The 24,410-nt window shown below is 65.4% G+C and carries 31 protein-coding genes; 13 read left to right on the forward strand and 18 right to left on the reverse strand.

The window, feature by feature from the left end; translation table 11 throughout:
• Window positions 1-44: 44 nt before the first annotated feature.
• On the forward strand, window positions 45-827 hold the full coding sequence (locus FG91_RS15420) for an SDR family NAD(P)-dependent oxidoreductase (protein WP_037516562.1): 783 nt from the start codon (window positions 45-47) through the stop codon (window positions 825-827).
• Between the two features lies 1 nt (window position 828).
• Window positions 829-1,266 carry an acyl-CoA thioesterase gene (locus tag FG91_RS15425; RefSeq protein ID WP_037516564.1) on the forward strand — a complete coding sequence of 146 codons (438 nt, stop codon included), beginning with the start codon at window positions 829-831 and terminating at the stop codon, window positions 1,264-1,266.
• A gap of 186 nt (window positions 1,267-1,452) precedes the next feature.
• On the opposite strand, the gene gmk is transcribed toward FG91_RS15425, so the two are convergent.
• Window positions 1,453-2,115 carry a guanylate kinase gene (gmk, locus tag FG91_RS15430; protein WP_037516566.1) on the reverse strand — a complete coding sequence of 221 codons (663 nt, stop codon included), beginning with the start codon at window positions 2,113-2,115 and terminating at the stop codon, window positions 1,453-1,455.
• Window positions 2,116-2,167: 52 nt separating this feature from the next.
• On the opposite strand from gmk, the gene FG91_RS15435 reads away from it, so the two are divergent.
• Window positions 2,168-2,731, forward strand: a complete 564-nt coding sequence (locus tag FG91_RS15435; RefSeq protein ID WP_037516568.1) for a DUF2585 domain-containing protein — start codon at window positions 2,168-2,170, stop codon at window positions 2,729-2,731.
• Between the two features lie 9 nt (window positions 2,732-2,740).
• Here the strand turns inward: FG91_RS15435 and FG91_RS15440 are convergent, their stop codons facing one another.
• From FG91_RS15440 to FG91_RS15460, 5 genes are read right to left on the reverse strand one after another with little or no spacing between them, the layout of a single operon-like run.
• Window positions 2,741-3,154: a hypothetical protein gene (locus FG91_RS15440; protein ID WP_152568134.1), complete on the reverse strand. Its 414-nt coding sequence runs from the start codon at window positions 3,152-3,154 to the stop codon at window positions 2,741-2,743.
• A 33-nt stretch (window positions 3,155-3,187) separates the two neighbouring features.
• Window positions 3,188-3,556 carry a hypothetical protein gene (locus tag FG91_RS15445; protein ID WP_235212061.1) on the reverse strand — a complete coding sequence of 123 codons (369 nt, stop codon included), beginning with the start codon at window positions 3,554-3,556 and terminating at the stop codon, window positions 3,188-3,190.
• Window positions 3,557-3,607: 51 nt separating this feature from the next.
• Window positions 3,608-5,002, reverse strand: a complete 1,395-nt coding sequence (gene fumC / locus FG91_RS15450; protein WP_037516574.1) for a class II fumarate hydratase — start codon at window positions 5,000-5,002, stop codon at window positions 3,608-3,610.
• Window positions 4,999-5,313: a hypothetical protein gene (locus FG91_RS15455; RefSeq protein ID WP_037516576.1), complete on the reverse strand. Its 315-nt coding sequence runs from the start codon at window positions 5,311-5,313 to the stop codon at window positions 4,999-5,001. Before FG91_RS15455 ends, fumC begins: the two co-directional genes overlap by 4 nt.
• A 4-nt stretch (window positions 5,314-5,317) precedes the next feature.
• Complete coding sequence (locus tag FG91_RS15460) at window positions 5,318-5,800, reverse strand: SspB family protein (protein WP_037516578.1); 483 nt, start codon at window positions 5,798-5,800, stop codon at window positions 5,318-5,320.
• A gap of 86 nt (window positions 5,801-5,886) precedes the next feature.
• On the opposite strand from FG91_RS15460, the gene hisB reads away from it, so the two are divergent.
• The 5 genes from hisB (at window position 5,887) to FG91_RS15485 (ending at window position 9,807) form a co-directional block, all read left to right on the forward strand.
• A complete protein-coding gene (gene hisB, locus FG91_RS15465) occupies window positions 5,887-6,474 on the forward strand; it encodes an imidazoleglycerol-phosphate dehydratase HisB (RefSeq protein WP_037516580.1) in 588 nt (195 codons plus the stop codon).
• Window positions 6,475-6,483: 9 nt separating this feature from the next.
• Window positions 6,484-7,092, forward strand: a complete 609-nt coding sequence (hisH, locus tag FG91_RS15470) for an imidazole glycerol phosphate synthase subunit HisH (protein ID WP_037516582.1) — start codon at window positions 6,484-6,486, stop codon at window positions 7,090-7,092.
• Complete coding sequence (hisA, locus tag FG91_RS15475; protein WP_037516584.1) at window positions 7,080-7,835, forward strand: 1-(5-phosphoribosyl)-5-[(5-phosphoribosylamino)methylideneamino]imidazole-4-carboxamide isomerase; 756 nt, start codon at window positions 7,080-7,082, stop codon at window positions 7,833-7,835. Before hisH ends, hisA begins: the two co-directional genes overlap by 13 nt.
• Before the next feature lie 76 nt (window positions 7,836-7,911).
• Window positions 7,912-8,676 (forward strand): imidazole glycerol phosphate synthase subunit HisF, encoded by a 765-nt coding sequence (gene hisF / locus FG91_RS15480; RefSeq protein ID WP_037516586.1) that lies wholly within the window; start codon window positions 7,912-7,914, stop codon window positions 8,674-8,676.
• A gap of 48 nt (window positions 8,677-8,724) precedes the next feature.
• Complete coding sequence (locus FG91_RS15485) at window positions 8,725-9,807, forward strand: calcium:proton antiporter (protein WP_037516588.1); 1,083 nt, start codon at window positions 8,725-8,727, stop codon at window positions 9,805-9,807.
• A 4-nt stretch (window positions 9,808-9,811) separates the two neighbouring features.
• Here FG91_RS15485 and FG91_RS15490 read toward each other — a convergent pair whose 3' ends face one another.
• Entirely contained in the window at window positions 9,812-10,948 is a 1,137-nt protein-coding gene (locus tag FG91_RS15490; protein ID WP_037516590.1) for a beta-ketoacyl-ACP synthase III, read from the reverse strand.
• Window positions 10,949-11,138: 190 nt separating this feature from the next.
• Here FG91_RS15490 and FG91_RS15495 point away from each other — a divergent pair, with 190 nt between their 5' ends.
• Window positions 11,139-11,690: a hypothetical protein gene (locus FG91_RS15495; RefSeq protein ID WP_037516711.1), complete on the forward strand. Its 552-nt coding sequence runs from the start codon at window positions 11,139-11,141 to the stop codon at window positions 11,688-11,690.
• Window positions 11,691-11,712: 22 nt separating this feature from the next.
• On the opposite strand, the gene FG91_RS15500 is transcribed toward FG91_RS15495, so the two are convergent.
• Window positions 11,713-12,480, reverse strand: a complete 768-nt coding sequence (locus FG91_RS15500) for a sulfite exporter TauE/SafE family protein (RefSeq protein ID WP_037516592.1) — start codon at window positions 12,478-12,480, stop codon at window positions 11,713-11,715.
• A gap of 124 nt (window positions 12,481-12,604) precedes the next feature.
• Window positions 12,605-13,531: a LysR family transcriptional regulator gene (locus FG91_RS15505; protein WP_037516594.1), complete on the reverse strand. Its 927-nt coding sequence runs from the start codon at window positions 13,529-13,531 to the stop codon at window positions 12,605-12,607.
• Window positions 13,532-13,614: 83 nt separating this feature from the next.
• Between FG91_RS15505 and FG91_RS15510 the strand changes: the two genes are divergently transcribed.
• Both FG91_RS15510 and FG91_RS22075 read left to right on the forward strand, forming a co-directional pair.
• Window positions 13,615-13,950, forward strand: a complete 336-nt coding sequence (locus tag FG91_RS15510) for a hypothetical protein (RefSeq protein WP_037516596.1) — start codon at window positions 13,615-13,617, stop codon at window positions 13,948-13,950.
• Between the two features lie 118 nt (window positions 13,951-14,068).
• Window positions 14,069-14,227, forward strand: coding sequence for a hypothetical protein (locus FG91_RS22075; RefSeq protein ID WP_161785669.1), 159 nt, complete (start codon window positions 14,069-14,071; stop codon window positions 14,225-14,227).
• Between the two features lie 12 nt (window positions 14,228-14,239).
• On the opposite strand, the gene FG91_RS15515 is transcribed toward FG91_RS22075, so the two are convergent.
• From FG91_RS15515 to napE, 6 genes are read right to left on the reverse strand one after another with little or no spacing between them, the layout of a single operon-like run.
• Entirely contained in the window at window positions 14,240-14,863 is a 624-nt protein-coding gene (locus FG91_RS15515) for a NapC/NirT family cytochrome c (protein WP_081940628.1), read from the reverse strand.
• Window positions 14,860-15,375 carry a nitrate reductase cytochrome c-type subunit gene (locus tag FG91_RS15520; RefSeq protein ID WP_200878475.1) on the reverse strand — a complete coding sequence of 172 codons (516 nt, stop codon included), beginning with the start codon at window positions 15,373-15,375 and terminating at the stop codon, window positions 14,860-14,862. The genes FG91_RS15515 and FG91_RS15520 overlap by 4 nt, the downstream gene beginning before the upstream one ends.
• Window positions 15,372-17,864 carry a periplasmic nitrate reductase subunit alpha gene (gene napA, locus FG91_RS15525; RefSeq protein ID WP_037516600.1) on the reverse strand — a complete coding sequence of 831 codons (2,493 nt, stop codon included), beginning with the start codon at window positions 17,862-17,864 and terminating at the stop codon, window positions 15,372-15,374. Before napA ends, FG91_RS15520 begins: the two co-directional genes overlap by 4 nt.
• Entirely contained in the window at window positions 17,861-18,154 is a 294-nt protein-coding gene (locus tag FG91_RS15530) for a chaperone NapD (protein ID WP_052187724.1), read from the reverse strand. Before FG91_RS15530 ends, napA begins: the two co-directional genes overlap by 4 nt.
• A complete protein-coding gene (napF, locus tag FG91_RS15535) occupies window positions 18,147-18,671 on the reverse strand; it encodes a ferredoxin-type protein NapF (protein WP_037516604.1) in 525 nt (174 codons plus the stop codon). Before napF ends, FG91_RS15530 begins: the two co-directional genes overlap by 8 nt.
• Window positions 18,668-18,826 carry a periplasmic nitrate reductase, NapE protein gene (gene napE / locus FG91_RS22515; protein WP_081940630.1) on the reverse strand — a complete coding sequence of 53 codons (159 nt, stop codon included), beginning with the start codon at window positions 18,824-18,826 and terminating at the stop codon, window positions 18,668-18,670. Before napE ends, napF begins: the two co-directional genes overlap by 4 nt.
• A gap of 231 nt (window positions 18,827-19,057) precedes the next feature.
• Here napE and FG91_RS15540 point away from each other — a divergent pair, with 231 nt between their 5' ends.
• Window positions 19,058-20,056, forward strand: a complete 999-nt coding sequence (locus FG91_RS15540) for a L,D-transpeptidase (protein WP_152568135.1) — start codon at window positions 19,058-19,060, stop codon at window positions 20,054-20,056.
• Complete coding sequence (locus tag FG91_RS21085) at window positions 20,053-20,658, forward strand: hypothetical protein (RefSeq protein WP_052187727.1); 606 nt, start codon at window positions 20,053-20,055, stop codon at window positions 20,656-20,658. Before FG91_RS15540 ends, FG91_RS21085 begins: the two co-directional genes overlap by 4 nt.
• Window positions 20,659-20,710: 52 nt before the next feature.
• Here the strand turns inward: FG91_RS21085 and trmB are convergent, their stop codons facing one another.
• The 3 genes from trmB to lnt form a co-directional block, all read right to left on the reverse strand.
• Window positions 20,711-21,433 (reverse strand): tRNA (guanine(46)-N(7))-methyltransferase TrmB, encoded by a 723-nt coding sequence (gene trmB / locus FG91_RS15550; protein ID WP_037516608.1) that lies wholly within the window; start codon window positions 21,431-21,433, stop codon window positions 20,711-20,713.
• 71 nt (window positions 21,434-21,504) lie between these two features.
• Complete coding sequence (gene metK, locus FG91_RS15555) at window positions 21,505-22,725, reverse strand: methionine adenosyltransferase (protein WP_037516610.1); 1,221 nt, start codon at window positions 22,723-22,725, stop codon at window positions 21,505-21,507.
• A 50-nt stretch (window positions 22,726-22,775) separates the two neighbouring features.
• The gene (lnt, locus tag FG91_RS15560; RefSeq protein WP_081940631.1) at window positions 22,776-24,365 is read right to left on the reverse strand and encodes an apolipoprotein N-acyltransferase; all 1,590 of its coding nucleotides are present in this window, start codon (window positions 24,363-24,365) and stop codon (window positions 22,776-22,778) included.
• Window positions 24,366-24,410 lie beyond the last annotated feature (45 nt).

Consider the following 24,410-nt stretch of genomic DNA (forward strand, 5'->3'; position numbering starts at 1 on the left):
CCCAAACCCTCCCCTGAAGGGGAGGGCTTTTTCAGGAGAAACCCATGAAACTCGATTCCACCGTATCCGCCGTCGTCACCGGCGGTGCCTCGGGCCTCGGCGCCGCCACCGCGCGCGCACTCGCCGCGAAGGGCGTAAAGGTTGCGATCTTCGACCTGCAGGAAGAAAAGGGCCTTGCGATCGCGGCCGAACTCGGCGGCATTTTCTGCGAGTGCAACGTCACCGATGACGCGTCGGTCGACGCCGCCTTCGCCAAGGCGCGCGAAGCGCATGGGCAGGAACGCATCCTCGTCAATTGCGCGGGCACCGGCAACGCGATCAAGACCGCGAGCCGGTCGAAGGAAGACGGCAGCATCAAGCATTTCCCGCTCGATGCGTTCAACTGGATCATCCAGATCAACCTCGTCGGCACCTTCCGCTGCATCGCCAAGTCGGCGGCGGGCATGCTGACCCTCGACCCGATGGAAGACGGCGAGCGCGGCGCGATCGTCAACACCGCGTCGGTCGCGGCCGAGGACGGCCAGATCGGGCAGGCGGCTTATTCGGCGTCGAAGGGCGGCGTTGTCGGCATGACGCTCCCCATCGCGCGCGACCTCGGCAACGAGAATATCCGCGTCAACACGATCCTGCCGGGCATCTTCGACACCCCGCTGCTCGCGGGCGCGCCGCAACCGGTGCGCGACGCGCTCGGCGCCTCGGTGCTCAACCCGAAGCGCCTCGGTGTCCCCGCCGAATATGCCAATCTCGCCATGTGCATGATCGAGAATGGCTATTTCAATGGCGAGGACGTCCGCCTCGACGGCGGCATCCGCATGGCGCCGCGCTGACATGCCCAAACCGGAAAGCTGGCGGCTCGACACCGCCAGCTACCCCGTCTGCATCGAATTGCAGACGCGTTTTCAGGACATGGACATCAACGGCCACCTCAACAATGTGGCCTTTGCCGCGCTGTTCGAGAGCGGCCGGGTGTTGCTCAACCGGCAAATTCGTCCATGGGACGAGCGTCCCGCGAACGAGCGCACGATGGTCGCCGCGGTCGAGATCAACTATCTCGCCGAGGGCAATTTTCCCGATCCGGTGCAGATCGCGACGGGCATCGGCCGGCTCGGCACCTCGAGCTGGACGATCGTGCAGGCGATGTTCCAGAACGGCCGCGCGATCGCGACGTGTGACACCGTCGTCGTGTGCCGCACCGATGGGCAGGCGAAACCGCTCCGCGCCGAAATGGTCACGGAGCTCGAAGCGAACCTTGTAAAGCCGGTCTAATGTCCTTCTCTCTCGATGGGAGAAGGATACGGAGCCTTGCGCCACAGGCGCTAGGCGCAGTTGGATGAGGGTGATGGTGCGACATGGCGCCGCCGTTTCAGCCCGAAACCGCACCCCCACCGCTGCGACTAGCCAGCAAGCTGGCAAGTATCGCTGCCTCCCCCATCAAGGGGGAGGACGCGAAAATTACAGATTCTTGTCGGCGTCGGGGACCGAGCGGATCAGGTCGCGCGCGAAGCCGATCAGTCCGATCTGGCGGCGGCGCTTCAGCCGCTCGGCGCGTAGGATCGCGCGGACCTCGTCGAAGCAGCCTTCGACATTGTCGTTGATCAAGACATAGTCATAGCCGTCCCAGTGGCTGATCTCGTTCGCGGCGCGCTCCATGCGCGCGGCGATCACCTCGTCGCTGTCGGTGTTCCGCGACCGCAGGCGCCGTTCAAGCTCCTCCATCGTCGGCGGCAGGACAAAGACGCGGACGACGTCGGGGCCGGCCTCCTGATAAAGCTGCTGCGCGCCCTGCCAGTCGATGTCGAACAGCACATCCTTGCCCGCGGCGAGCATGTCCTCGACCGGCGCGCGCGGCGTGCCGTAACGATGGCCGAAGACGTGCGCCCATTCGAGGAACTCGCCGTCGGCCGCCATTTTCTTGAAGCTATCGGTATCGACGAAATGATAATGGACCCCGTCGATTTCGCCGGGACGCGGCGGGCGCGTCGTCGCGGAGATCGACAGCGCGATATCCTTATCGGCCTCGAGCATCATGCGCGAAATGGTGGTCTTGCCCGCGCCCGAGGGCGAGGAGAGGACGAACAACACGCCGCGGCGGTTCAGGTGGACGCTTTCAGCCATGGGCGCTATTCGCCAAAGCAGCAGCGCGGGTCAAGCGCGAAGGGGGCGGGGCATGGCAGGAATTTCACGCATAGGCTGGCTTGTCGCCGCAGCGCTGCTCGCGATCTTCGCCGCCATCCTCTTTGCGATGGGGCGCCCGCCGATCTGCCCGTGCGGCACCGTCAGCCTGTGGCACGGCGTCGTGCAGTCGAACCAGAACAGCCAGCAGATTTCGGACTGGTACAGCTTCAGCCATGTCATCCACGGCTTCATCTTCTTCGGCCTGTCGCGCTGGCTGATCCCGCGCCAGCCTTTGTGGGTCGCGCTCGCGCTGGCGATCGGGATCGAGGCGGCGTGGGAAATCCTCGAAAATTCGCCCATCATCATCGATCGCTATCGCGAGGTGACGATGGCCTATGGCTATTCGGGCGATTCGATCCTCAATTCGGTCAGCGACGCGCTGTTCATGATGCTCGGCTTCCTCGCCGCGAGCAAAATGCGCTGGTGGGTAACGCTGGCGATCGCGATCGCTTTCGAACTGTTCACGCTATGGACGATCCGTGACAATCTGACGCTCAACGTCCTCATGCTCGTATCGCCCGTCGAGGCGATCAAGGAGTGGCAGGCGGGCGGCTGACGACCGGTCTTACAGCCCCTTGCGGCCGAAACGTCCCGGCTTGGGCGCAGGCAAGTCGTCAAGATCGGCGCCGGTCCGGTTTGTCATATAGCGGGCGAGCGCCGCATCGGGGTCGAAGTTCGCCTCGTCGGGATAGATGTCGGAATGTTTCAGCGCCTCCTCGGGCGTCGCTTCGGCCTGGTTCCGTTCGCGCGGTTTGTCGAAGAACATCAGCTTCAGCGCCCATATAAAGCAGGCGGCAGCCGCGATCAGTACCGCGAGCGCCGAGACATGGTTAAAAAGGCGGGTGCCCGGGTCGCTGGCGAGATCGCCGGCGCGTTCGAGGACATTGCTCAGCGTCTTCAGCCCGAAGCCAAGCGCGAGCAGTATCACAGTCCGGAAGCCGGGCGGGTTGAAGGCCATGTCCCATCGATAGCGGGTCATGGTGAGGATCAGGTTAACCCGGAGAAAGCGTGCTCAATGCAGTGAACTGCTGCGACCGTTTCCATCGAGCGGAATCGCGGGCGGCAGGGCATCGCCGATCGTCTGCCCATCGGTCGGTATTTTGGCGGTGCCGGCATAGATATCGACCACGCCCGCATTCGCGAGCTCGGGGTCGAGCGCATGCGCCTCTGCCGCTGCCTTGCGTGCCTCGGCGCGCTCGGCCCATTTCTTGGTGAGATAGCCCGCCGCGACGGTCGCCGCGAGCACGGCGTAACGCTGCGGGAACAGGCGCCGCGCGGCGAAGAGCGTGCCCGCGCCGATCACCGCGCCCGCGAGGGGATGATTGCCTTTCTGGCGTCCGATGGCGCTGCCGAGAACGCCGCCTACGATGCGACCGATCATCTTCATCTCTCCTTCCCCTCATCAATCCCCGGAAGGCCCCGCGGGTTCCCGTCAGCCCTCGGGCCCGAGCATCGCGCGCGGGTCGACCACCCGATCGAACGTCGCGGCATCGACATAGCCGAGACCCAGCGCCGCTTCCTTCAGCGTGCTGCCCGTTTCATGCGCGTGCTTGGCGATCTTCGCGGCCTTGTCATAGCCGATTTCGGGCGCGAGCGCAGTAACCAGCATCAGCGAGCGGTTCATCAGCTCGTCGATGCGCGTGCGATTGGGTTCGATCCCGACGACGCAATGTTCGGTGAAGCCCGCCATGCCGATCGCGAGCAGCTCGATCGAGCGCAGCACATTCGACCCGATCAGCGGCTTGAACACATTGAGTTCGAGATGGCCCTGAAGGCCCCCGACGGTGACCGCCTGATGGTTGCCGATGACCTGCGCCGCGACCATCGTCAGCATCTCGCACTGCGTCGGATTGACCTTGCCCGGCATGATCGAGCTGCCGGGCTCGTTCGCGGGCAGGTCGAGTTCGCCAAGCCCCGCGCGCGGGCCCGATCCGAGCAGGCGAATATCGTTCGCGATCTTGGTGAGTGCGACGGCGAGCGTGTTGAGCGCACCGGAAAAGAAGACAAGCCCGTCGTTCGACCCCAGCGCCTCGAATTTGTTCGGCGCGGGTTCGAACGCGATGCCGGTGCTTTTCGACAGCTCGGCGGCGATCGCGACGTCAAAGCCGGCGGGCGCGTTGAGCCCGGTGCCGACCGCGGTGCCGCCCTGCGCGAGCTTGCGGATATCGTGCGCCAGCGCATCCTCGATCCGCGCACGGCACGCGATCAGCTGCTGGGCATAGCCCGAAAATTCCTGCCCCAGCGTCAGCGGCGTCGCATCCTGCAAATGGGTGCGGCCGATCTTGACGATGTCGCCCCACGCGTCCGCCTTCGCCGCAAGCGCGCCGGTCAGTTCGACCAGCGATGGCAGCAGCCGCGCGGTCGTCTCGATCGCGACCGCGACATGCAGCGCGGTCGGGAAGCTGTCGTTCGACGACTGGCCCATGTTGACATGATCGTTGGGATGGACGGGCGACTTGCCCCCGCGCGTCCCGGCGAGCGCCTCGTTGGCGATGCCCGCGATGACTTCATTGGCATTCATGTTCGATTGCGTGCCGCTGCCCGTCTGCCAGATCGCGAGCGGGAACTGGTCGTCATGGCGGCCTTGGGCGACGGCTTCGGCCGCGGCGTCGATCGCGTCGGCGAGACCGGCGTCGAGCCCGTGGCTGCGATTGACCCGTGCCGCCGCACCCTTGATCCGTGCGAGCGCGTGAACGATCGGAATCGGCATGCGCTCGTGCGCCGGGAATGCGAAATTGTGGCGGCTGCGTTCGGTCTGCGCGCCCCAATAGGCGTCGACGGAAACTTCGATCTCGCCGATACTGTCGCTTTCGATTCGCGTGCTCATGCCACCAGCATCCTCGTTACCAGCACCGACCCCGCCCAGATCATCGCGACGAGGCCCAGCATCTGCCAATATCCGCCCTCGCCGACGCGGCGGCGCAGCCAGGCAGCGGCGAGCCATGCGAGCACGAGCGCGGGGGTCAGGATCAATACGCTAAAGCGCAGCAGGCCATCGGCAATCTGTCCGCGCGGCGCATCGCCCTGCGCCAGGGTATAGCCTTCGACACCCCACCAGAAGGCGGCGGTGAGCACGACCATGCCCGCGAGGGCCCAATATTGCCAGAAACGGCTGGGAGGCCATGCAGGGCCGCCCATCGCGTCAGCGCTTCTTGCCGAAATCCACCGTCACGACATTCGATCCATCCTCGGTCGTTACCTCGGGGCGATCGTTGTCGGCTTCGTCATGGGGTTCGGGCTGGGTTTCGTCGTCGTCGCTGACCTGGAACTGCAGCCCGAAATCGACCGACGGATCGACGAAAGCGGTGATCGCGGCATAGGGGATGGTCAGGATCGACGGCGTCTGGTTGAACGACAGGCCGACGCTGAAATGATCGTCCTCGACCTTCAGGTCCCAGAAGCGGTTTTGCAGCACGATCGTCATTTCGTCGGGAAATTTGGCGATCAGATGCGCCGGAATATCGACCCCGACGGCCTGCGTCTTGAAGGTGATATAGAAATGATGTTCGCCGGGCAGGCTGTCATAACCGACGATCTGGCTGAGCACGCGGCCGACCACGGCGCGCAGCGCGTCCTGCACGATTTCGTCATAGGGAATCAGGCTGTCGCGTACATCGTCACTCATGGGGCGAGGGGATGAACGCGCGCCGCGCGGGGGTCAAGAGGGGAGAGTCGCCTTGCGCTGTGAAAAGTGGGTGCTATGGGGGCGCCATGCGTACCGCCACCGTCCAGCGCACGACCAAGGAAACGGATATCGCGATCGCCGTCAATCTCGACGGAACGGGCGAATATTCGGTGTCCACCGGCATCGGTTTCCTCGACCATATGGTCGAGCAATTGTCGCGCCATTCGCTGATCGACATCTCGATGCAGGTGAAGGGCGACCTTCATATCGACCAGCACCACACCGTCGAGGATTCGGCGCTCGCGCTCGGCGAAGCGGTGGCCAAGGCGCTCGGCGACAAGCGCGGTATCGCCCGCTACGGCGAGGCGCACGCGCCGATGGACGAGACGCTGACGCGCTGCGTCCTCGACATTTCGGGGCGGCCGCACTGCGTCTATAAATCGGCCTTCTCGCAGCCGCGGCTCGGCGAGATGGACACCGAGATGTTCCCGCACTGGTTCCACAGCTTCGCGCAGGCCGCGGGGATCACGCTGCATATCGAGATGCTGTACGGCGAGAACAACCATCACATCGCCGAAAGCATGTATAAGGCTCTTGCCAGAGCGCTGCGCCAGGCGGTGGAAATCGACCCGCGCAAGGGCGATGCGATCCCCAGCACGAAGGGCGTCCTGTAGGACCAGCCGATGAGTATCATTGCCCTGATCGACTATGGCGCGGGCAATCTTCGCTCGGTGCATAATGCGCTCGTCGCGGCGGGCGCCGACAATGTTGCCGTCACTGCCGATCCCGACGTCGTCGCGAAGGCCGACCGCATCGTGCTGCCCGGCGTCGGGGCGTTCGCCGCTTGCATGAACGGACTGTCGGCGATCGACGGGCTGGTCGCCGCGATGGAGCGGCGCGTGCGCGGCGAGGGTGCGCCCTTCCTCGGCATCTGCGTCGGCATGCAATTGCTCGCCGACGCGGGCGAGGAGCATGGGCGGCACGAAGGGCTCGGCTGGATCAGCGGCACCGTGCGTGCGTTCGATCCGGCGCCGGGGCTGCGCATCCCGCACATGGGCTGGAACGACGTGATTCCGAGCTTCGCGCATCCGGTGATCGCCGCGGGCGAGGCCTATTATCTCCACGGCTATCATTTCGCCGACGCGGTCGATGTCGCCGCGACCAGCAGCCATGGCGAAGCCTTCGTCGCCGCGGTGGCGAAAGACAATATCGTCGGCGTTCAATATCATCCCGAAAAAAGCCAGGCCTATGGCCTCGCAACGCTCGAAAGGTTCCTCAATTGGCGGCCCTGACCATCTTCCCCGCGATCGACCTCAAGCGCGGACAGGTGGTGCGGCTCGCCGAGGGCGATATGGCGCGCGCGACCGTCTATGGCGACGATCCGGCGGCGCAGGCGCGGCTGTTTGCGGGGGCGGGCGCGTCGCACCTGCATGTCGTCGATCTCGACGGCGCCTTTGCGGGCGCCAGCGTCAACGGCGCGGCGGTCGAGAGCATCATCGCGGCTTTCCCCGGCAAGGTGCAGGTCGGCGGCGGCATCCGTGACCGCGCCGGGGTCGATCGCTGGCTCGCGCTCGGCGTTGAGCGGGTGATCATCGGCACCGCGGCGCTGAAGGACCCCGAATTCGTCAAATCGGCGGCGCGTGATCTGCCCGGCCGCATCGTCGTCGGCGTCGATGCGCGCGATGGCATGGTCGCGACCGAGGGCTGGGCCGATGTCTCGGACGTGCGCGTCGAGGATCTGGCGCGCCGGTTCGAGGATGCGGGCGTTGCTGCGCTGCTCTTCACCGACGTCGGCCGCGACGGGCTGCTTAAGGGCTGCAACGTCGAGGCGACCGTCGCGCTCGCGCAGGCGGTCGCCATTCCGGTGATCGCGAGCGGCGGCGTCGCGGACATCGGCGACATCCACGCGCTGCGCCCGCATGTCGCCGACGGCATTGAGGGCGTGATCACCGGCCGCGCGCTCTACGACGGGCGGCTCGATCTGGCCGAAGCGATTGCGGCGGGAAATTCCCCTCCCGCTGGCGGGAGGGGCTAGGGGAGGGCATGTCGACAATGCTTCCCTCCCGAAACAAGCCCTCCCCCAACCCCTCCCATAAATGGGAGGGGAGCAGGTGACCGTCCGCGTCCGCGTCATCCCCTGCCTCGACGTCGCCGACGGGCGCGTCGTGAAGGGGGTCAATTTCGTCGATCTGCGCGATGCCGGCGACCCGGTCGAGGCCGCGCGCGCCTATGATGCCGCGGGCGCCGACGAGCTTTGCTTCCTCGATATCAGCGCAAGCCATCAGGGGCGCGGCACCTTGCTCGACATGGTCAGCCGCACCGCCGAAGTCTGTTTCATGCCGCTCACCGTCGGCGGCGGGGTGCGTAGCGCCGACGATGCGCGCGCGCTGCTGCTCGCGGGCGCCGACAAGGTCGCTGTGAACAGCGCGGCGGTGGCGCGCCCCGAACTCGTCGCCGACATCGCCGACCGTTTTGGCAGCCAATGCGCGGTCGGCAGCATCGATGCGCGCCGCGTCGAAGACGGCCGCTGGGAAATCTTCACCCACGGCGGGCGCAAGCCGACCGGCATCGACGCGCTGGAACACGCCGTCCGCCTTGCCGAACTCGGCGCGGGCGAATTGCTCGTCACCTCGATGGACCGCGATGGCACCAAGGACGGATATGATCTGACGCTCACGCGCGCGATTGCCGATGCGGTCAGCGTGCCGGTGATCGCTTCGGGTGGTGTCGGCAATCTCGACCATCTCGTCGCCGGCGTGATCGAGGGCGGCGCGAGCGCGGTCCTCGCGGCCAGCATCTTCCACTTCGGCGAGGCGACGATCGCCGAAGCGCATGCGCGGCTCGCCGAGGCCGGATTGCCCGTGCGCGCACATTAATCCGCGCGCGGGGTAGTCATGCGGGAAGGGGGCTGTAATAAAAGCCCCATGACCTCGAAACTCCGTCTCGCCGACCGCACCAACGATATTTTTCCGGTCCTCGGCTTTGTTGCCGCGATGGCGAGCCTCGCGATGCCGCTCAATGCGTGGGTGGTGGCGTTCATTCTCGCGGGCGCGGTCGTCGCGGCGGTCCACCATGCCGAGGTCATCGCGCACCGCGTCGGCGAACCGTTCGGCACATTGATCCTCGCGCTCGCGGTGACGGTGATCGAGGTCGGGCTGATCCTGACCCTGATGCAGGCCGAACCCGAAAAGGCGCAGTCGCTCGCGCGCGATACGGTGTTCGCGGCGGTGATGGTGATCCTGAACCTCCTGATGGGACTGTGCCTGCTGAGCGGCGCGATCCGCCACCATGAACAGCGTTTCCAGCGCACCGGAATCGGCGCCGCGCTCGCGACGCTGACGGTGCTCACCGTCGTGACGCTCGTCCTCCCCAATTTCACGTCGAGCGTGCCGGGGCCCTTCTATTCGGCGACGCAGCTTGGTTTCGTCGCGGTGGTGTCGCTGATCCTCTACGGCACCTTCGCGTTGGTGCAGACCGTGCGGCACCGGGACTATTTCCTTCCCGACGGCGAAGCGCAGGACGAGCCCGACGCGCACGCCGCGCCGCCGAGCGTCCAGCGCACCGCGATTTCGGGCGCATTGCTGCTCGCCAGCCTCGTCGCGGTCGTGCTGCTCGCGAAAAATCTGTCGCCAATCATGGGCGCCCTGCTCGCCGACTGGGGCGCGCCGCCCGCGGTGCTCGGTGTGCTGATCGCGGCGCTGATCCTCGCGCCCGAAGGCCTCGCGGCGGTGCGCGCGGCGAAGGCCGACCGGCTCCAGACCAGCCTCAATCTCGCGCTGGGTTCGGCGCTCGCGACGATCGGCCTCACCATCCCGGCGGTCGCGATCCTGTCGATCATGACCGATATGCCGATCAGCCTCGGGCTCGACGCCAAGTCGACCGTACTCTTGTTCCTGTCGCTGATCGTGTCGGTGCAGACGCTCGCGAACGGCCGCACGACCGTGCTGCAGGGGGTGATCCACCTGATGCTGTTCGCGATCTACCTGTTCACGACTTTCGTGCCCTGAGCGATCACGTTTTTCGGACGAACACCGTTCCCGCCGAATAACCCGCGCCGAACGAGCAGATCAGCCCGGTGTCGCCCGCCGTCATATCCGCGTGATGGAGGTGGAAGGCGATGATCGACCCCGCGCTCGAGGTGTTGCCATAGGTGTCGAGAACCGTCGGGCTTTCATCGTCGCTCGCCTCATGCCCCAGCACGCGCTGTGCGATCAGGCGGTTCATATTGGTGTTCGCCTGGTGCAGCCACAGGCGGCGCATGTCGCTGCCTTCTAGGTTCAGCACCTCCATCTGCTCGACGATCAGATTGGCAACCCATGGCACGACTTCCTTGAAGACCTTGCGGCCTTCCTGGACGAACAGCTTGTCGCTCTTCGGTCCCGACTGGTCGATCCCGCCATGGCCGCGGTTGAGGAAACCGAAATTGTTGCGGATGTTGTTCGAGAATTGCGTCTTCAGCTTGGTGCCGAGGATGTCCCAATGCCCTTCCGGAGCAATGTCCTTCTGCTCGACGAGGATCGCGGTCGCGACGTCGCCGAAGATGAAATGGCTGTCGCGGTCGCGCCAGTTGAGGTGGCCCGAGCAGATTTCGGGGTTCACGACCAGCACGCTCTTCGCGTGCCCTGCGCGAATATAGTCGGCGGCGGTCTGGATGCCGAAGGTCGCCGACGAGCAGGCGACATTCATGTCGAAGCCGAAGCCGTCGATGTCGAGCGCGTCCTGGATTTCGACCGCCATCGCGGGATAGGGGCGCTGCATGTTCGACGCGGCGCACAGCACCGCATCGACGTCGGTCGCATTGCGCCCGGCGCGCGCAAGCGCATCCTTTGCCGCGAGGACGCCGATTTCGGCGAGGATCGACAGTTCGTCGTTGCTCCGTTCGGCGATCCGCGGCGCCATATGTTCGGGGTCGAGAATGCCCGCCTTGTCGACGACGAAGCGCGACCCGATGCCGCTCGCCTTCTCGATAAATTCGACACTCGATTCAGCCAGTTCGTCGATTTCGCCGGCCGCGATGGCCGCTGCATTTTCCCTATTGTGCAGCGCAACATACTGGTTAAAACTAGCGACAAGTTCTTCGTTGGAGATGCGTTCGGCGGGGGTGAAAAGGCCGGTGGAGGAAATGACCGGCTGCGGTGTATGCGACATGTGGCTCTCGTGTGTCTTATCGATTCAAGGCACGCTGATTAGGCTTCGCCGCGGCATCGCGCAACGCCCCCAAATTGCCTGAACGATCGCTAACATCATGGTTAACTCGCCACTAACCATTTTGGTGGCAGACTGTTTGATGCAGGCCTCCGGGGGGATGGCTCCCCGGGCGCCGAGCGGGAGCATGACCATGGCGACGCGTTCAGGACCGGCCGCAGGCGACCTGTCCCTTTCCGAGATCAAGGAATTTGCGGGCTTTCCCGCATCGACCCAGCGCTACATCCGCCGTTCGCTCGATATCGGGCTCGAACGCGACGATGCGATCGCGCGCTGGTCGCGCGACATGGTCGAGGAAACCGCGATCCGCGTCCAGGCGCGCGTCTATCAGCGGCTGCACGAAATCCGTGGGCATATTCCCGACGACAGCGGGCTCGACGCGCTCGAACATTTCATGGCGCCGCTGATCGCGGTGTCGGCGTTCGACCTCGGGCAGGACCGGTTGCACGCCTTTGCCCCCTATCGATTCCTCTATGAACGGCTGCTCGGCGCGCATGCGCGGCCGTGGCTGCCCGGTGCCTTTTGCGCCGCGGCGTCGCTGCCGCACCTGCACCCCGACAAGCGCAAGCTGCTGCTTCAGTCGATCAGCGAAGCCGCCGCGACCGCGCCCGGCTGGTCGGCGCGCGAGCCGAGCTTCTATCCCGAATGGGTCGACAAGATCGACGAGACCCGGCCCGCGAACTAGGGTCCGGTGCCCGCCGGAAAGATCAGATCACCGCGCGATAGAGGCCAAAGGCGCTGGTCGCGATCAGCACGACGCCGACCATGATGAGCATGACCTTGGGCGAGAAGCGCTTGGCCATCATCGCGCCGAGCGGAGCGGCCGCCACGCCGCCGATGATGAGGCCCAGCGTGGGCCCCAGGATTTCCTCGATTCCCAGGTTCGCGATAAACGCGATCGACACGGCAACGGCGAGGAAGAATTCGACGCTGTTGACGGTGCCGATCACCTTGCGCGGCTCGCCGCCCTGGACGAGCAGGTTCGAGGTCACAACCGGCCCCCAGCCGCCGCCGCCCGCCGCGTCGAGGAAGCCGCCGACGACCGCCAAGGGGGCTACGACCTTGGGTTTTGCGATCTTGGGCGGATAAAGCAGGCCGCGAATGAGCAGCCAGATGCCGATCAGCACCAGATAACCAAGCACGAAGGGCTTCACGACGTCGGCGTGAAGCGACGAAAGGACGTAGGCGCCCAGGACGCCGCCGATGACGCCCGGGATCAGCAGCCGGAAGAACAGCGGCCAGTCGATGTTGCGATGGAATAAATGGCTGAGCCCCGACGCGCCGGTCGTGAAGATTTCGACGACATGGATACGCGCCGATGCCGTTGCGGGCGGGACGCCCAGCACGGCGACGAGCAATGTGTTGCAGATGACGCCGAACGCCATGCCGAGCGCGCCGTCGACGAGCTGCGCCGCGAAACCGATCAGGATGAACGGCAGGAGCGCGGTAAAGTCGATAGCCGCAAGTTCAGTCATATGTCATCCCAACCCTTTTGATTGACAACCTGCTGCCGGGATTCGCCGCGGCGCGCCAGCCCAAATTTTCTGCTGGCGACAAAGGGATTTGTTTCCGTGCCCGATCGAACCGCGCCAAACCGGGTCAGCCGGTCAGGTCGTCGGGCAGGTTGTCGCGCACATAATCGATGAAAGCGCGCAGCTTGGGCATCACCTGCTTGCGGCCGGGGTAATAGAGGAAGAGGCCCGATGTCGATGCGGCGTGGTCGGTGAGCACCAGTTCGAGCGCGCCCGATTCGACCATCGCGGTGGCCATCGGTTCGGCCATCATGCCCATCGCGATCCCGGCGCGCATCGCGACCAAGGCGGCGATCCAGTCGTTGACGATAATCGGGCCGGTGACCGCGACATCGAAATCGCGGTTGCCGCGTTCGAACGTCCACGGCATCAGCGCGCCGCTCGCAAGGCGGAAGCGGACGCAGCGGTGGTCGCGCAAATCCTCCGGCGTCTCGGGGCGGCCATATTTGTCGAGATAGGCGGGCGCCGCGGCGACGACGAAGCGAAAGGAGCCGGTCAGGCGGACCGCGATCATGTCGGCGTCGAGCGCTTCGCCCATCCGTCCCCCGGCGTCGAACCCGCCTGCGCTGAGGTCGGCGAGCGCGTCTTCGGCGAAGATTTCGAGTTCGATCTCGGGATAGGTTTCGCAAAAGCCCGCGATGATCGGTTCGAACAGGGGCTGGACTGCGCCGCGCATCAGGTTGATGCGGAGGCGCCCTGCGGGCCGGTTGCCGAGATTGCGTGCCGCTTCATAGGCATCGGCCAGCCCCGAATAGGCGGGCGCGGCGCGTTCGAGGAACATTTCGCCCGCCTGCGTGAGGCCGACGCTGCGCGTCGTGCGCATGAACAAGGGCGCGCCGACCCGCGCTTCGAGTGCTTTCACCGTCTGGCTGATCGCGGAGGGCGAGACGCCGAGGTCGGCGGCGGCGGCGGAAAAGCTGCGCCTTTCCGCGACACGCAGGAAGGCTTCGATCCCGTCGAGCGCCCCTTGGGGGATTGTTAAATCCTGCTTCAAAGCACTTGCAGATTATAGAGGATTATCTATCTGCGCAACCGCGACTAAAAAGGTTGCACAAAGAAACGAAAGGAACCTCTCCCATGGCCTATCAGCTCTCCTCTTATGGCCGCTTTCCCGCCGCTTTTGCAATCGTCGCCGCTTCGGCGCTGGCCTTCACCGGCCTGATGGCAACCGCAACCCCCGCTTACGCCCAGTCGGCTAGCGATTATCGCTGCGCCGGTCTGGCCGAACAGGCCCATGTCGCCGCCGGCGGCGTCGAAGGTGCCAAGCAGTCGAGCGCCAAGCGCTTTGTTTCGACCGGCAAGAAGCTGTGCGAAGCGGGCAACGAACGCGCCGCCGCCAAGCAGTTCCGCGCCGCGCTGAAGATCGCCGGCGTCGCCGAAGTCGAAACCGACAGCCAGATGGCGTCGCGCTAAGACAGACTGACACCAATCTCCGGACCCGTCCTCTCCCTCTCCCCGACGGATCCACATAACTGGGGCGGCACTCATAACGAGGCCGCCCCATTTGTTTGTGCGCGGCGCATGGTTTAGGGTGACCTTCATCATGCCCGGCAAGAAACCCCGCCGCGAAACGCCCGCCGATCGTTCGGCCGCGAAGGCCGCGATACCGCTGTGCCGGTACGAAGAACTGGCGATGCGCGAGAATCGTCTGCGGCGCGCGAACGCCGAAAAGCGCGAAGCAGACGACTAGTTCGCGCGGGCGTCAGCCTTGGGGAATGCCCTTCATATTCGGCAGGTGATGCGCGATGCCCTTGTGGCAGTCGATGCAGGTCTTTTGGCCCGTCCCCAGATATTGCTGGTGGATCTGTCCGGCGCGCGGCGACTGGCGGGTGAGGTCCATCGAATCATATTGATGGCAGTTGCGGCATTCGAGCGAGTCATTCGCCTTCAGCCGCGCCCATTCATGCTTGGCAAGTTCGAGCCTCTTGTCGAGGAACTTCTCGCGCGATTCGATCGAGCCGAAAATCTTGCCCCAGACTTCCTTCGACGCCTGCATCTTGCGGCCCATCTTGTCGGTCCAGTTATGCGGGACATGGCAGTCCGAACAGACCGCGCGCACGCCCGAGCGGTTGTTGTAGTGGATCGTCGTCTTCAGCTCGGCGAACACATTGTCGTTCATTTCGTGGCAGCTGGTGCAGAATGCCTCGGTGTTGGTCGCCTCCATCGCGGTGTTGAACCCGCCCCAGAAGATGATGCCGGCGATGAAGCCGCCGAGCGTCAGGAATCCCATGCTGAAATGCAGGCTGGGCCGCCACGCCGTCGTCCAGAAGGGTTTGATCCAGCCCCAGACGCGCAGCCAGATCGCGCGAAGCCGCCCCCAGATCATTGCTTTTCCTCCTTCGCGAGGGTGGTGTTGAGGCCTTCGTACCGGTTACCGACCAAGGGTTCGGCATCGGTCTGGACGACATGGCATTGAACGCAGAAATAGCGGCGCGACGAGATTTGCTCGAGGACCTTGCCGTCGCGCGTCAGATAATGCGCGTCGCTGACCGGCGGTGCCTGGAATTTTTTCGCGGCCGACCGCGTGTGGCAGAGCATGCAACGGTTGGTGTTCACCGTAAGCTGGTAATTGTCGATCGCGTGCGGGATCGTCGGCGGCTGCATCTCGTAATTCACCGGGCGGATGCGGTCGAAATTCTCGACCCGCGCCATCGGCAGCGGCGAGGCTTCCTTGTCGATCGGGACGCCGCGGCGCAGCCCGTCGATCTGTCCCGCCGCGGTGATGACGACCGGAGCATCGGGGGCCTTGCGCGGCGTCTCCTCATGCTTCGATCCACACGCGGCGAGGCTCATGGCGACGATCAGCGGCAAGAGCGCGCGCGTGAGCAGCCCCATCATGCCATCACCACCTTGACCGCGCATTTCTTGAAATCGGTCTGCTTGGAAATCGGGCAGGTCGCGTCGAGCGTCGTCTTGTTGATCAGCTGTGCGGCGTCGAACCAGGGGACGAAGACCAGCCCCGACGGCACGCGGTTGCGCCCGCGCGTCTCGACCCGGCTGCGCATCTCGCCGCGGCGCGAGATCACCTTCACCTCGTCGCCGCGCTTCAGTCCGCGCGCCTTGGCGTCGTCGGGGTTCATAAAGACGACCGCCGAGGGGAAGGCCTTGTAGAGTTCGGGAACGCGCATCGTCATCGACCCCGAATGCCAATGTTCGAGCACGCGCCCGGTCGCGAGCCACAGATCATAATCGGCGTCGGGCGATTCGGCGGGCGGTTCATAGGGCAGCGCCCAGATCACCGCGCGTCCGTCCTTGTTGCCGTAAAATTGCCAATCGGTCCCCGGCTTCACATAGGGATCGCTGCCTTCCTTGTAGCGCCAGCGCGTCTCCTTGCCGTTCACGACCGGCCAGCGCAGCCCGCGCGCCTTGTGATATTCGTCGAAAGGCGCGAGGTCGTGGCCGTGACCGCGGCCGAATTCGGCATATTCTTCGAACAGGCCTTTTTGCGGATAGAAGCCGAACGCTGCGGCCTCGTCATTGGCATAGCCAGCCTCGACCTCGCCGGCGGCGAAGCGGTCGACCTTGCCATTGCGGTACAGCACCTCGAACAAGGTCTTGCCCTTATACGCCGGATTGGCGGCGAGCAGGTCGGCGGGCCAGCATTCGTCGGTGGTGAAGCGTTTGGAAAATTCCATCAGCTGCCACAGGTCCGACCGCGCCTCGCCGGGTGCCTTGACGAGCTGGTGCCAGAATTGCGTGCGCCGCTCGGCATTGCCGTATGCGCCCTCCTTTTCGACCCACATCGCGGTTGGCAGGATCAGGTCGGCGGCCTGCGCGGTGACGGTCGGATAGGGGTCGGAGACGACGATGAAATTGTCGGGATTGCGATAGCCCGGATAGCCCTCATTCTCGAGGTTCGCCGCCGCCTGCATATTGTTGTTCGCCATCACCCAATAGGCGTTGAGCTTGCCGTCCTTCAGCATCCGGTTCTGCTCGACGATATGATAGCCGACCTTGTCGACGATCAACCCGTCGGGGAGCTTCCAGATCTCCTCGGCATGCTTGCGGTGCTCGGGATTGGTGACGACCAAATCGGCGGGCAGGCGGTGCGAAAAGGTGCCGACCTCGCGCGCGGTGCCGCACGCCGACGGCTGGCCGGTGAGCGAGAAGGGGCTGTTGCCCGGGGTCGCGATCTTTCCGGTCAAAAGGTGGATATTATAGACCATATTATTGGCCCAGGTGCCGCGCGTGTGCTGGTTGAACCCCATCGTCCATAGCGACATCACCTTGACCTTCGGGTCGGCGTAAAGTTCGGCGAGGTGCTTGAGCCAGCCCTTCTCGACCCCGCTGAGTTCGGCGGCATAGTCGAGCGTATAGGGCTCGACGAACGCCTTGAACGCGTCGAAGTCGATCGGGGTGCTGCCCGTGGGATCCTTCGAATTCTTCGCCTTCAATTCGAGCGGATTGTCGGGGCGGAGGCCATAGCCGATGTCGTCGTTGCCGCGCTTGAAGCTGACATGCTTACGGACGAAATCCTCGTTGACGCGCCCGGTCTGGATGATGTGGTTCGCGATATAGTTGAGGATCGCGAGGTCGGTCTGCGGCTTGAAGATGATCGGGATGTCGGCGAGGTCGAAGCTGCGATGTTCGAAGGTCGAAAGCACCGCGACCTTCACATGATCGTGCGACAGCCGCCGGTCGGTGACGCGTGTCCACAGGATCGGGTGCATCTCCGCCATGTTCGAGCCCCAGAGCACGAAGGCGTCGGCGGCTTCGAAATCATCGTAGCAGCCCATCGGCTCGTCCATGCCGAACGTCCGCATGAAGCCGGTGACCGCCGATGCCATGCAGTGCCGCGCATTGGGGTCGATATGGTTCGACCGGAACCCCGCCTTCATCAGCTTGTTCGCGGCATAGCCTTCCCAGACCGTCCACTGGCCCGACCCCGCCATGCCGATCCCGGTGCCGCCCTTCGCCTTCAGCACGCGCTTGAACTGCGCCGCCATCACGTCGAACGCCTCGTCCCAGCTCACCGGTTCGAAATCGCCGTCCTTGGCGAACTGCCCGTCCTTCTTGCGCAGCAGCGGCGTCGTCAGCCGGTCGTTGCCGTACATGATCTTGGAAAGGAAATAGCCCTTCACGCAGTTGAGCCCGCGATTGACCTCGGCATCGGCGTCGCCGTGCGTCGCGACGACGCGATTGTCCTCCACCGCGACCTGCACCCCGCAACCGGTGCCGCAGAAACGGCACGGCGCCTTCGACCATTTGACGCCGGCGGGTGCGGCGGTCGTCGCCGTTTCGGCAAAGCTGGCGGGAACCGAAATGCCCGCCGCCGAAGCCGCGGCCCCCACCGCGCTGGCCCGGATGAAATCGCGGCGCGTCGTCATAAACGGCTCCCCTGTTCGGCGCTGGATTGGATGATGTCGCCGAGCGCGCTGCGCGGTTCGGCATGATGATAAACAAGGCTGACGCCAACGACCCCGGCGAGCGCCTGCACCGCGTCCATGCAGGCGAGCAGTTCGCGCGTCCCGCCGCCTTCGTGGAGCAGGATCGCGCGGCCCGCCTCGCGCGCCGCGATCTCGGCGCCGGGTGTCGCCGCGACAAGATGCTCGATCGAGGCGAGCGCGTCGGGCCGGTGGTGGACGATGAAGCTCGCGATATGGACTTCGTCATCCATGCGCATGTTCCGATCCATGTGCATGGTCCGGTATCGCCAGCGAGATCGCCGCGACGGGGCAGACCCCGACGCAGGCGCCGCAGCCCGTGCAGCGCGCGAGGTCGAGTTCGGGAAGCGCGCCGCCGACGGCGGGACGAAAGCGGATCGCCGCCTCGCCGCACGCGTCGCGGCAGCTGAAACAGGTCACGCCATTTTGCGCGAGGCAGGCGGGGGCGATGCCCGCCTTGATCGTCCATGGCCCGGCGAGCCCGCCGTCGAGGGCGCCCGTGTCGCAGGCGTCGACGCATTTCCGGCAGAACAGGCATTCGCCCTGCTGCGGGTCGAAAAGCGGATAGCGCCCTTCGCCGCGACCCAGCACATGTTCGGGGCAGGCGGTGACGCAATCGTCGCAGCCGGTGCAGAGGTCGACGAAGCGCGCCTCGCTGATGGCCCAGGGTGGCCGCAGCGGAGGCGGCGCCGCGGGGCGCCCACGCAGGAACGCCCGACGGTCGGCCGAAAATGCCGCCGTTCCGGTCATACTCCCGGCGGGCCGTTCAGCAGCTGCCACATCCAGACAAGGAAGCCATAGGCAGCCACGGTGATCACCGCGAGTACCGGAAACAGTACCACGGTCATAAAGAGGAAGAGACGCAGTTCCCTTTTTCTCGTCCCCGTATCAGCACCTTGCTTCATCGACGGTTCCCCCGTTCATTTGTGCGAGCTGTTGTTCAGATTTAACAGATGATTACGGGCTTGGCTATGCCGGCACAGGCGAGCGCGGGAGCTTTTTTGCTCGTCGCGGATCCTCGGCACGATATCGATCGACATTTGTCATGATCTGGAGCGGATCGAGCCCTCGCCTCTGGTTTCGATGCCGAACTCGGTTATGAGATTCGCCCTGCTTGGCGTTTGAAAGGGAAATCCTTGGCATTGCATCTCGTCCCCCTTGGTTTCGTCACTTTGTCGCTGCTTCTTCCCGCGAGCGCGCTTGCGCAGGGCGCCCGGGCGAGTTCGCCCGTCGAACTGGCGCGGCAGGCCGAGCGGCTGAAACCGGGCGAATGGGTGTGGGCGCCGGAAATTTCGCCGCAGGGACCGGTGCTCGTGACCGTCGATCTCTCGGCCCAGACCGCGACGGTCTATCGCAACGGCGTGCGGATCGGCGTTACGACCGTATCGAGCGGGAAGGCGGGGCACGAAACCCCGACCGGGGTCTTCACGATCCTCCAGAAAGACCCGCATCACCGCTCGAGCACATATAACAACGCCCCGATGCCCTATCAGGAGCGGCTGACCTGGGACGGCGTCGCGCTCCACGCCGGCGGCCTGCCGGGCTATCCCGAAAGCCATGGCTGCGTCCACCTGCCGCTCGAATTTTCGAAGCTGCTGTTCGGTACGACGCGGCTCGGCGGAACGGTCATTGTCAGCGGCCGCGCGGGCGCGCTGGTCGGCGGCGCCTCGGCGGGCGTGCTCGAGCCGGAGGGGGGCAGCCGCGGACCCCATGTCCCGCTCGCCCCCGACGAGAGCTATCGCTGGCAACCCGAACTCTCGCCCTCGGGGCCGCTGACCATCACCCTGTCGCGCAGCGACGGCCGTGCGATCGTGATGCGCAACGGGATCGAAATCGGCCGCGCGCGGGTCACGCTGCCCGACCAGAGCTTCGAAACGCATGTTCTGACCTATGTCGCCGGCGGCGCGGGAACGGAGCCCCATTGGGCCTATGTTGCGGTTCCCGGCCACGAAGGCGACGAAGGGCGGCCGCTCGACATGAGCGTCGCGGACAAGGCGCGAATGCCCGAGGCCTTTCGCAAGGCCGTGCTGGGCGCGATCGTGCCGGGGACGACGATGCTGGTGACGCAGGCACCGGTGCTGCCCGCCTCTAGCGGCGGCAAGCTGACCGTGTTGGCTAGCGAAGCGGCAAAATGACATGTGCATCGCGCATCGCCGGCGTCGTGCTGGCCTTGCTGGCGATGCAGCCCGCGCAGGCAGCGCCCGCGCCCGTGCCGCCCCCGCCCGATCAGCCGGTGATCGATTGCGCGCGCCCCGTCTATGCGATCGACACGATGATCTGTGACGACCGCGACCTCGGCGCGGCAAATGCGGAAATGGGCGGCCTTTTGGCGGGGCTGTCGTTCGTGGGGCTCGATCCCGACTGGATCGAGCCGCAGGCGGACTGGGTACGGCGCCGCGCGCTCTGTGCGTTCCAGCCCGACGGGCGCGCCTGCGTCGCCGATGCGTTCGCCGAACGCCTCGCCATATTGCGGGCGTTGCGCGGGACGGGCGGGGCCAGCGCAACAAAGGCACGATGCAGCGGCGCGAATTGGCCCAAGGATGTCGTGGCGGTCGAGCGACGCCCGTCCGCGGTCCTCTTGCGCGGCGCAGGCGGCGGCGTCCGTGTGGTCGCCGTGGTGCCGGGGGCGTCGTCGTGGCGGCCCTTTGTCGCAATCGAACGCGACACGGGCCGGCAGTTTGTGGTGAAGGCGAAGGCCGCGCGGATCAGCTGCAAAATCGCGCCCGCGGCACGATAGGCAAAGACGAGCTTTAACCGCCTCCTATTTTATGCGGGCCAATGTCCTGCGTCTATTTCGCGTCGGTGCGGCGGTAGCGGAAATACCAGACCTCATGCCCGTGCGCGCGCGCCTTGGCTTCGTAGCGTGTCTCGGGCCAGCCGCCGGGGCGGACTTGGAAATCCCGCGAATCCTGCGCCAGCCATTCGAACTGGTGGCGATGACGGCGCATGACCATCAGCGCGTGCTGAAGATAAATGGGGTGGTCGGTGCCAAAGCGGAACTCGCCGCCGGGCTTCAGCTTCGCCGCGATCAGGTCGAGCGGGCCGTCGTTCATCATCCGCCGCTTCGCATGGCGCGCCTTCGGCCAGGGATCGGGGTGGAGCAGATAGGCGAAGCTGAGCGCGCCGTCGGGAATGCGCCGCAGGACTTCCAGCGCGTCGCCATGATGGATGCGAACGTTGCCGATGGGGAGCCGTGCGCCATGATCGCCCGCGACATGGACAAGTGCCTGGGCGACACCGTTGATAAAGGGTTCGGCGCCGATGAAGCCATGGTCGGGCAGCATGTCGGCGCGCCCCGCCATATGTTCGCCGCCGCCGAAGCCGATCTCGAAATGCAGCGGGCGATCGTAACCGAACAGCGCTTCGGCGGTGACCTCGCCCTCGGTGGGCACCGCGATCTGCGGCAGCAATGTGTCGATCAGGTCCTGCTGGCCCGCGCGTAGGGGTTTGCCCTTCGAACGGCCATAGAGGCGGTTGATCGTCGTCGGATCGCCGGGTTTGTAAGCAGTCATGGCGCGCGCCCTAGCCGCGCGGCCGGGCGGCGGCAACCCGCCACCCGGCATAATGCGACGTCAAATGAGCGTCAGGCGGCGAGCGCGGCCTTGAGCTTGTCGACCAGGTCGGTGCGTTCCCACGGGAAGCTGTCGCCGTCCGAGGTGCGGCCGAAATGGCCGTACGCCGCGGTCTGCTTGTAGATCGGCTTGTTGAGGCCGAGGTGGGTGCGGATGCCCTTCGGCGTCAGGCGCACGAGTTGCGGGATCGCGGCTTCGATACGGCCTTCCTCGACGGTGCCGGTGCCGTGCAGGTCGACATAGATCGACAGCGGTTCGGCGACGCCGATCGCGTAGGAGAGCTGGATCGTGCAGCGGCGCGAGAGGCCCGCGGCGACGATGTTCTTCGCCAGATAGCGGGTGATGTACGCCGCCGAGCGGTCGACCTTGGTCGGGTCCTTGCCGCTGAATGCGCCGCCGCCGTGCGGGCTGGCGCCGCCATAGGTGTCGACGATGATCTTGCGGCCGGTCACGCCGGCGTCGCCGTCGGGTCCGCCGATCTCGAAACGCCCGGTCGGGTTGATGTGATAGACGGTGTTCGCGGTGAGCAGCTCGGCGGGCAGCACGTCGGCGATCACGCCGAGCACATATTTGCGCAGCTCGGTGTATTTCGCCTCATCGCCTTCGCCATTGTGGAAATAATAGCCCGGCGCATGCTGGGTCGACACGACGATCGCGGTCGCCTCGACCGGGCGTTCGTTGGCGTAGCGCAGCGTGACCTGGCTCTTGGTGTCGGGCTCGAGGAAGGGCGCGGTGCCCGCCTTGCGGTCGGCGGCCATGCGCTCGAGGATCTTGTGGCTGTAATCGAGCGTCGCGGGCATCAGGTCGGGGGTCTCGTCCGACGCATAGCCGAACATGATGCCCTGGTCGCCGGCGCCTTCGTCCTTGTCGCCGCTCTCGTCGACGCCCTGTGCGATATGCGCCGACTGGGCGTGGAGGTTGTTCTCGAAGCGGAAGGTCTTCCAGTGGAAGCCGTCCTGCTCATATCCGATCTCGCGGACGGTGTTGCGGACGGTGGCCTCGATCTCTTCGAGCGCGCCCGGTGCCCACTCGTCATTCTCGAACACGCCCTTGCAGCGGATTTCACCCGCCAGCACGACAAGCTGGGTGGTGGTCAGCGTCTCGCACGCGATACGGGCTTCGGGATCCTTCGACAGAAACAGGTCGACGACCGAATCGCTGATCTGGTCGGCCACCTTGTCGGGATGTCCTTCGGACACGCTTTCGGAGGTGAAGAGGAAGCTGTTGCGCATGGAGAGCCTTCTATGAACGGATATAAAGGAAGCTTTATGTGAGGGTGCTGTTAGCGTCCGCGCCGGCGAAAGGCAATGGCCAGCGCGAGCAGCAGCAACGCAAATCCGACCGGCAGCACGTTCCCGAACCGCGCGAAGAGCGTGGGCGCATGCGAAGATGGCAGTACGGTATCGATTCGTCCCGCCCGATGCATCGGCAGCGATTCGAGCACGCGCCCTTCGGCGTCGATCACCGCGCTGATCCCCGTCGGCGTGGAGCGGACGACGGGCAATCCTTCCTCGATCGCGCGCAGCCGCGCCTGCGCCAGATGCTGCGGCGGACCCCAGCTGCCGAACCAGGCATCGTTCGACGGATTGAAGATGAAATCGGGGCGGTGCGCGCGGTCGACGACCTGGCCCGAGAAGATGATCTCGTAGCAGATTTGCAGCCCCGCCCGGCCGAAGGCGCCGAGGTCGAGCGTGCGGGCGCCGGGGCCCGGCCAGAAATCGATGTCGCCGGGCGCAAGCCGCGACAGGCCGATGGCGGACAGGATCGGGCGCATCGGCAGATATTCGCCATAAGGAACAAGATGCGCCTTGTCGTAGCGCGGGCCGAGCGTGCCGTCGGCATGGACCGTCATCACCGCGTTGCGCGCGCCGACGACGTCGCCCGCCTTGTCGAGTTCCAGCTTGAGCGCGCCGAGCAGCATCAGGTCTTGCGCGTTCATCAGCTGGGTCAGCCGCAAGCGCGCCGCGACGGGCGAGCGGTCGTAATAGGGCGCCGGATAGCCCGCTTCGAGATAGTCGGGCACCGCGGCCTCGGGCCACAGGATCAGGCGCGGCGTGTCGTCCTTCGGCGTCGTCAGCCGCGCGAGCTTTTCGAAATTGAGGTCGGCCTTGCTGCCTTCCCATTTGTCCTGTTGCCCGACGTTGGGCTGGACGACGGTGATGGGGATGCGCTGCGCACCTTTGGAGCGAACGGCTGCATTAGCGCTGCCACTTGTTTGCGACAGGAATGCCACGCCCCATATGGCGAGCAGGCTGCCGAATAGGGCGGCTGCGGCGACACGGCGGCGAAACCACGCCAGTATCAGGACCGCCGCGAGCAGGCAGACGATCGCGCTCATGCCATATGTGCCAATCCAGCGGGCGGGCGCGGCGATGTGCGGGACGGCAATCACCCCCAGGGGGTTCCATGCAAAGCCGGTAAAAATCCAGCTGCGGAGCCATTCGGTGAGCGCCCAAAGGCTGGCGAAGGCCAGCAGATAGGATGGCGCCGCAAAATGGGCATCTGCCTTGGGCTTCATTTTCCACGCGCCCCAAGCGGCGAGCGCGGGATATACGGCCAGATAAAGCGACAGCAACACGACCGCGATCCATCCCAGCCATGCGGGCATCGCAGCCTGATAGGTGAAGGCGGTCGCGATCCAGTTCAGGCCGACGACGAAATGGCCGACGCCGAACGCCCAGCCGATACCCAGCGCGCGCGACCCCTTGGGGCTGCGCGCAACCAGCGTCATCCAGCCGGCAAGCGCGAGCAAGGTCAGCGGCCAGAGGTGGAGCGGGGCGAAGCCGGTTGCCGAAACGGCACCGAGCAGGAGGGCGACAAGCTTTGGCCAGCGGTCGGCGAAAGCGGCGATGCGGGAGGATGTCGCGGTCACGCGCGCTGCTTTAGCCGCGTGCTGTCATGCCGACAATGGCGCTTG

It is taken from the genome of Sphingopyxis sp. LC81 (assembly GCF_000756375.1).
Lineage (GTDB): Bacteria > Pseudomonadota > Alphaproteobacteria > Sphingomonadales > Sphingomonadaceae > Sphingopyxis.

What these genes read in the sequence shown, in the direction of transcription:
- FG91_RS15445 (WP_235212061.1), bottom strand. Translation starts at nt 3,556, where the DNA reads ATGATCGGTCGCATCGTAGGCGGCGTTCTCGGCAGCGCCATCGGACGC.
- FG91_RS15485 (WP_037516588.1), top strand. Translation starts at nt 8,725, where the DNA reads ATGACCTCGAAACTCCGTCTCGCCGACCGCACCAACGATATTTTTCCG.
- FG91_RS15440 (WP_152568134.1), bottom strand. Translation starts at nt 3,154, where the DNA reads ATGACCCGCTATCGATGGGACATGGCCTTCAACCCGCCCGGCTTCCGG.
- fumC (WP_037516574.1), bottom strand. Translation starts at nt 5,002, where the DNA reads ATGAGCACGCGAATCGAAAGCGACAGTATCGGCGAGATCGAAGTTTCC.
- FG91_RS21085 (WP_052187727.1), top strand. Translation starts at nt 20,053, where the DNA reads ATGACATGTGCATCGCGCATCGCCGGCGTCGTGCTGGCCTTGCTGGCG.
- FG91_RS15435 (WP_037516568.1), top strand. Translation starts at nt 2,168, where the DNA reads ATGGCAGGAATTTCACGCATAGGCTGGCTTGTCGCCGCAGCGCTGCTC.
- gmk (WP_037516566.1), bottom strand. Translation starts at nt 2,115, where the DNA reads ATGGCTGAAAGCGTCCACCTGAACCGCCGCGGCGTGTTGTTCGTCCTC.
- hisH (WP_037516582.1), top strand. Translation starts at nt 6,484, where the DNA reads ATGAGTATCATTGCCCTGATCGACTATGGCGCGGGCAATCTTCGCTCG.
- FG91_RS15420 (WP_037516562.1), top strand. Translation starts at nt 45, where the DNA reads ATGAAACTCGATTCCACCGTATCCGCCGTCGTCACCGGCGGTGCCTCG.
- trmB (WP_037516608.1), bottom strand. Translation starts at nt 21,433, where the DNA reads ATGACTGCTTACAAACCCGGCGATCCGACGACGATCAACCGCCTCTAT.
- FG91_RS15500 (WP_037516592.1), bottom strand. Translation starts at nt 12,480, where the DNA reads ATGACTGAACTTGCGGCTATCGACTTTACCGCGCTCCTGCCGTTCATC.
- FG91_RS15460 (WP_037516578.1), bottom strand. Translation starts at nt 5,800, where the DNA reads ATGAGTGACGATGTACGCGACAGCCTGATTCCCTATGACGAAATCGTG.
- FG91_RS15490 (WP_037516590.1), bottom strand. Translation starts at nt 10,948, where the DNA reads ATGTCGCATACACCGCAGCCGGTCATTTCCTCCACCGGCCTTTTCACC.
- napF (WP_037516604.1), bottom strand. Translation starts at nt 18,671, where the DNA reads ATGACCGGAACGGCGGCATTTTCGGCCGACCGTCGGGCGTTCCTGCGT.
- hisB (WP_037516580.1), top strand. Translation starts at nt 5,887, where the DNA reads ATGCGTACCGCCACCGTCCAGCGCACGACCAAGGAAACGGATATCGCG.
- metK (WP_037516610.1), bottom strand. Translation starts at nt 22,725, where the DNA reads ATGCGCAACAGCTTCCTCTTCACCTCCGAAAGCGTGTCCGAAGGACAT.
- FG91_RS15455 (WP_037516576.1), bottom strand. Translation starts at nt 5,313, where the DNA reads ATGGGCGGCCCTGCATGGCCTCCCAGCCGTTTCTGGCAATATTGGGCC.
- napE (WP_081940630.1), bottom strand. Translation starts at nt 18,826, where the DNA reads ATGAAGCAAGGTGCTGATACGGGGACGAGAAAAAGGGAACTGCGTCTC.
- FG91_RS15530 (WP_052187724.1), bottom strand. Translation starts at nt 18,154, where the DNA reads ATGGATGACGAAGTCCATATCGCGAGCTTCATCGTCCACCACCGGCCC.
- FG91_RS15495 (WP_037516711.1), top strand. Translation starts at nt 11,139, where the DNA reads ATGGCGACGCGTTCAGGACCGGCCGCAGGCGACCTGTCCCTTTCCGAG.
- FG91_RS15515 (WP_081940628.1), bottom strand. Translation starts at nt 14,863, where the DNA reads ATGATCTGGGGGCGGCTTCGCGCGATCTGGCTGCGCGTCTGGGGCTGG.
- FG91_RS15520 (WP_200878475.1), bottom strand. Translation starts at nt 15,375, where the DNA reads ATGATGGGGCTGCTCACGCGCGCGCTCTTGCCGCTGATCGTCGCCATG.
- napA (WP_037516600.1), bottom strand. Translation starts at nt 17,864, where the DNA reads ATGACGACGCGCCGCGATTTCATCCGGGCCAGCGCGGTGGGGGCCGCG.
- FG91_RS15425 (WP_037516564.1), top strand. Translation starts at nt 829, where the DNA reads ATGCCCAAACCGGAAAGCTGGCGGCTCGACACCGCCAGCTACCCCGTC.
- FG91_RS15510 (WP_037516596.1), top strand. Translation starts at nt 13,615, where the DNA reads ATGGCCTATCAGCTCTCCTCTTATGGCCGCTTTCCCGCCGCTTTTGCA.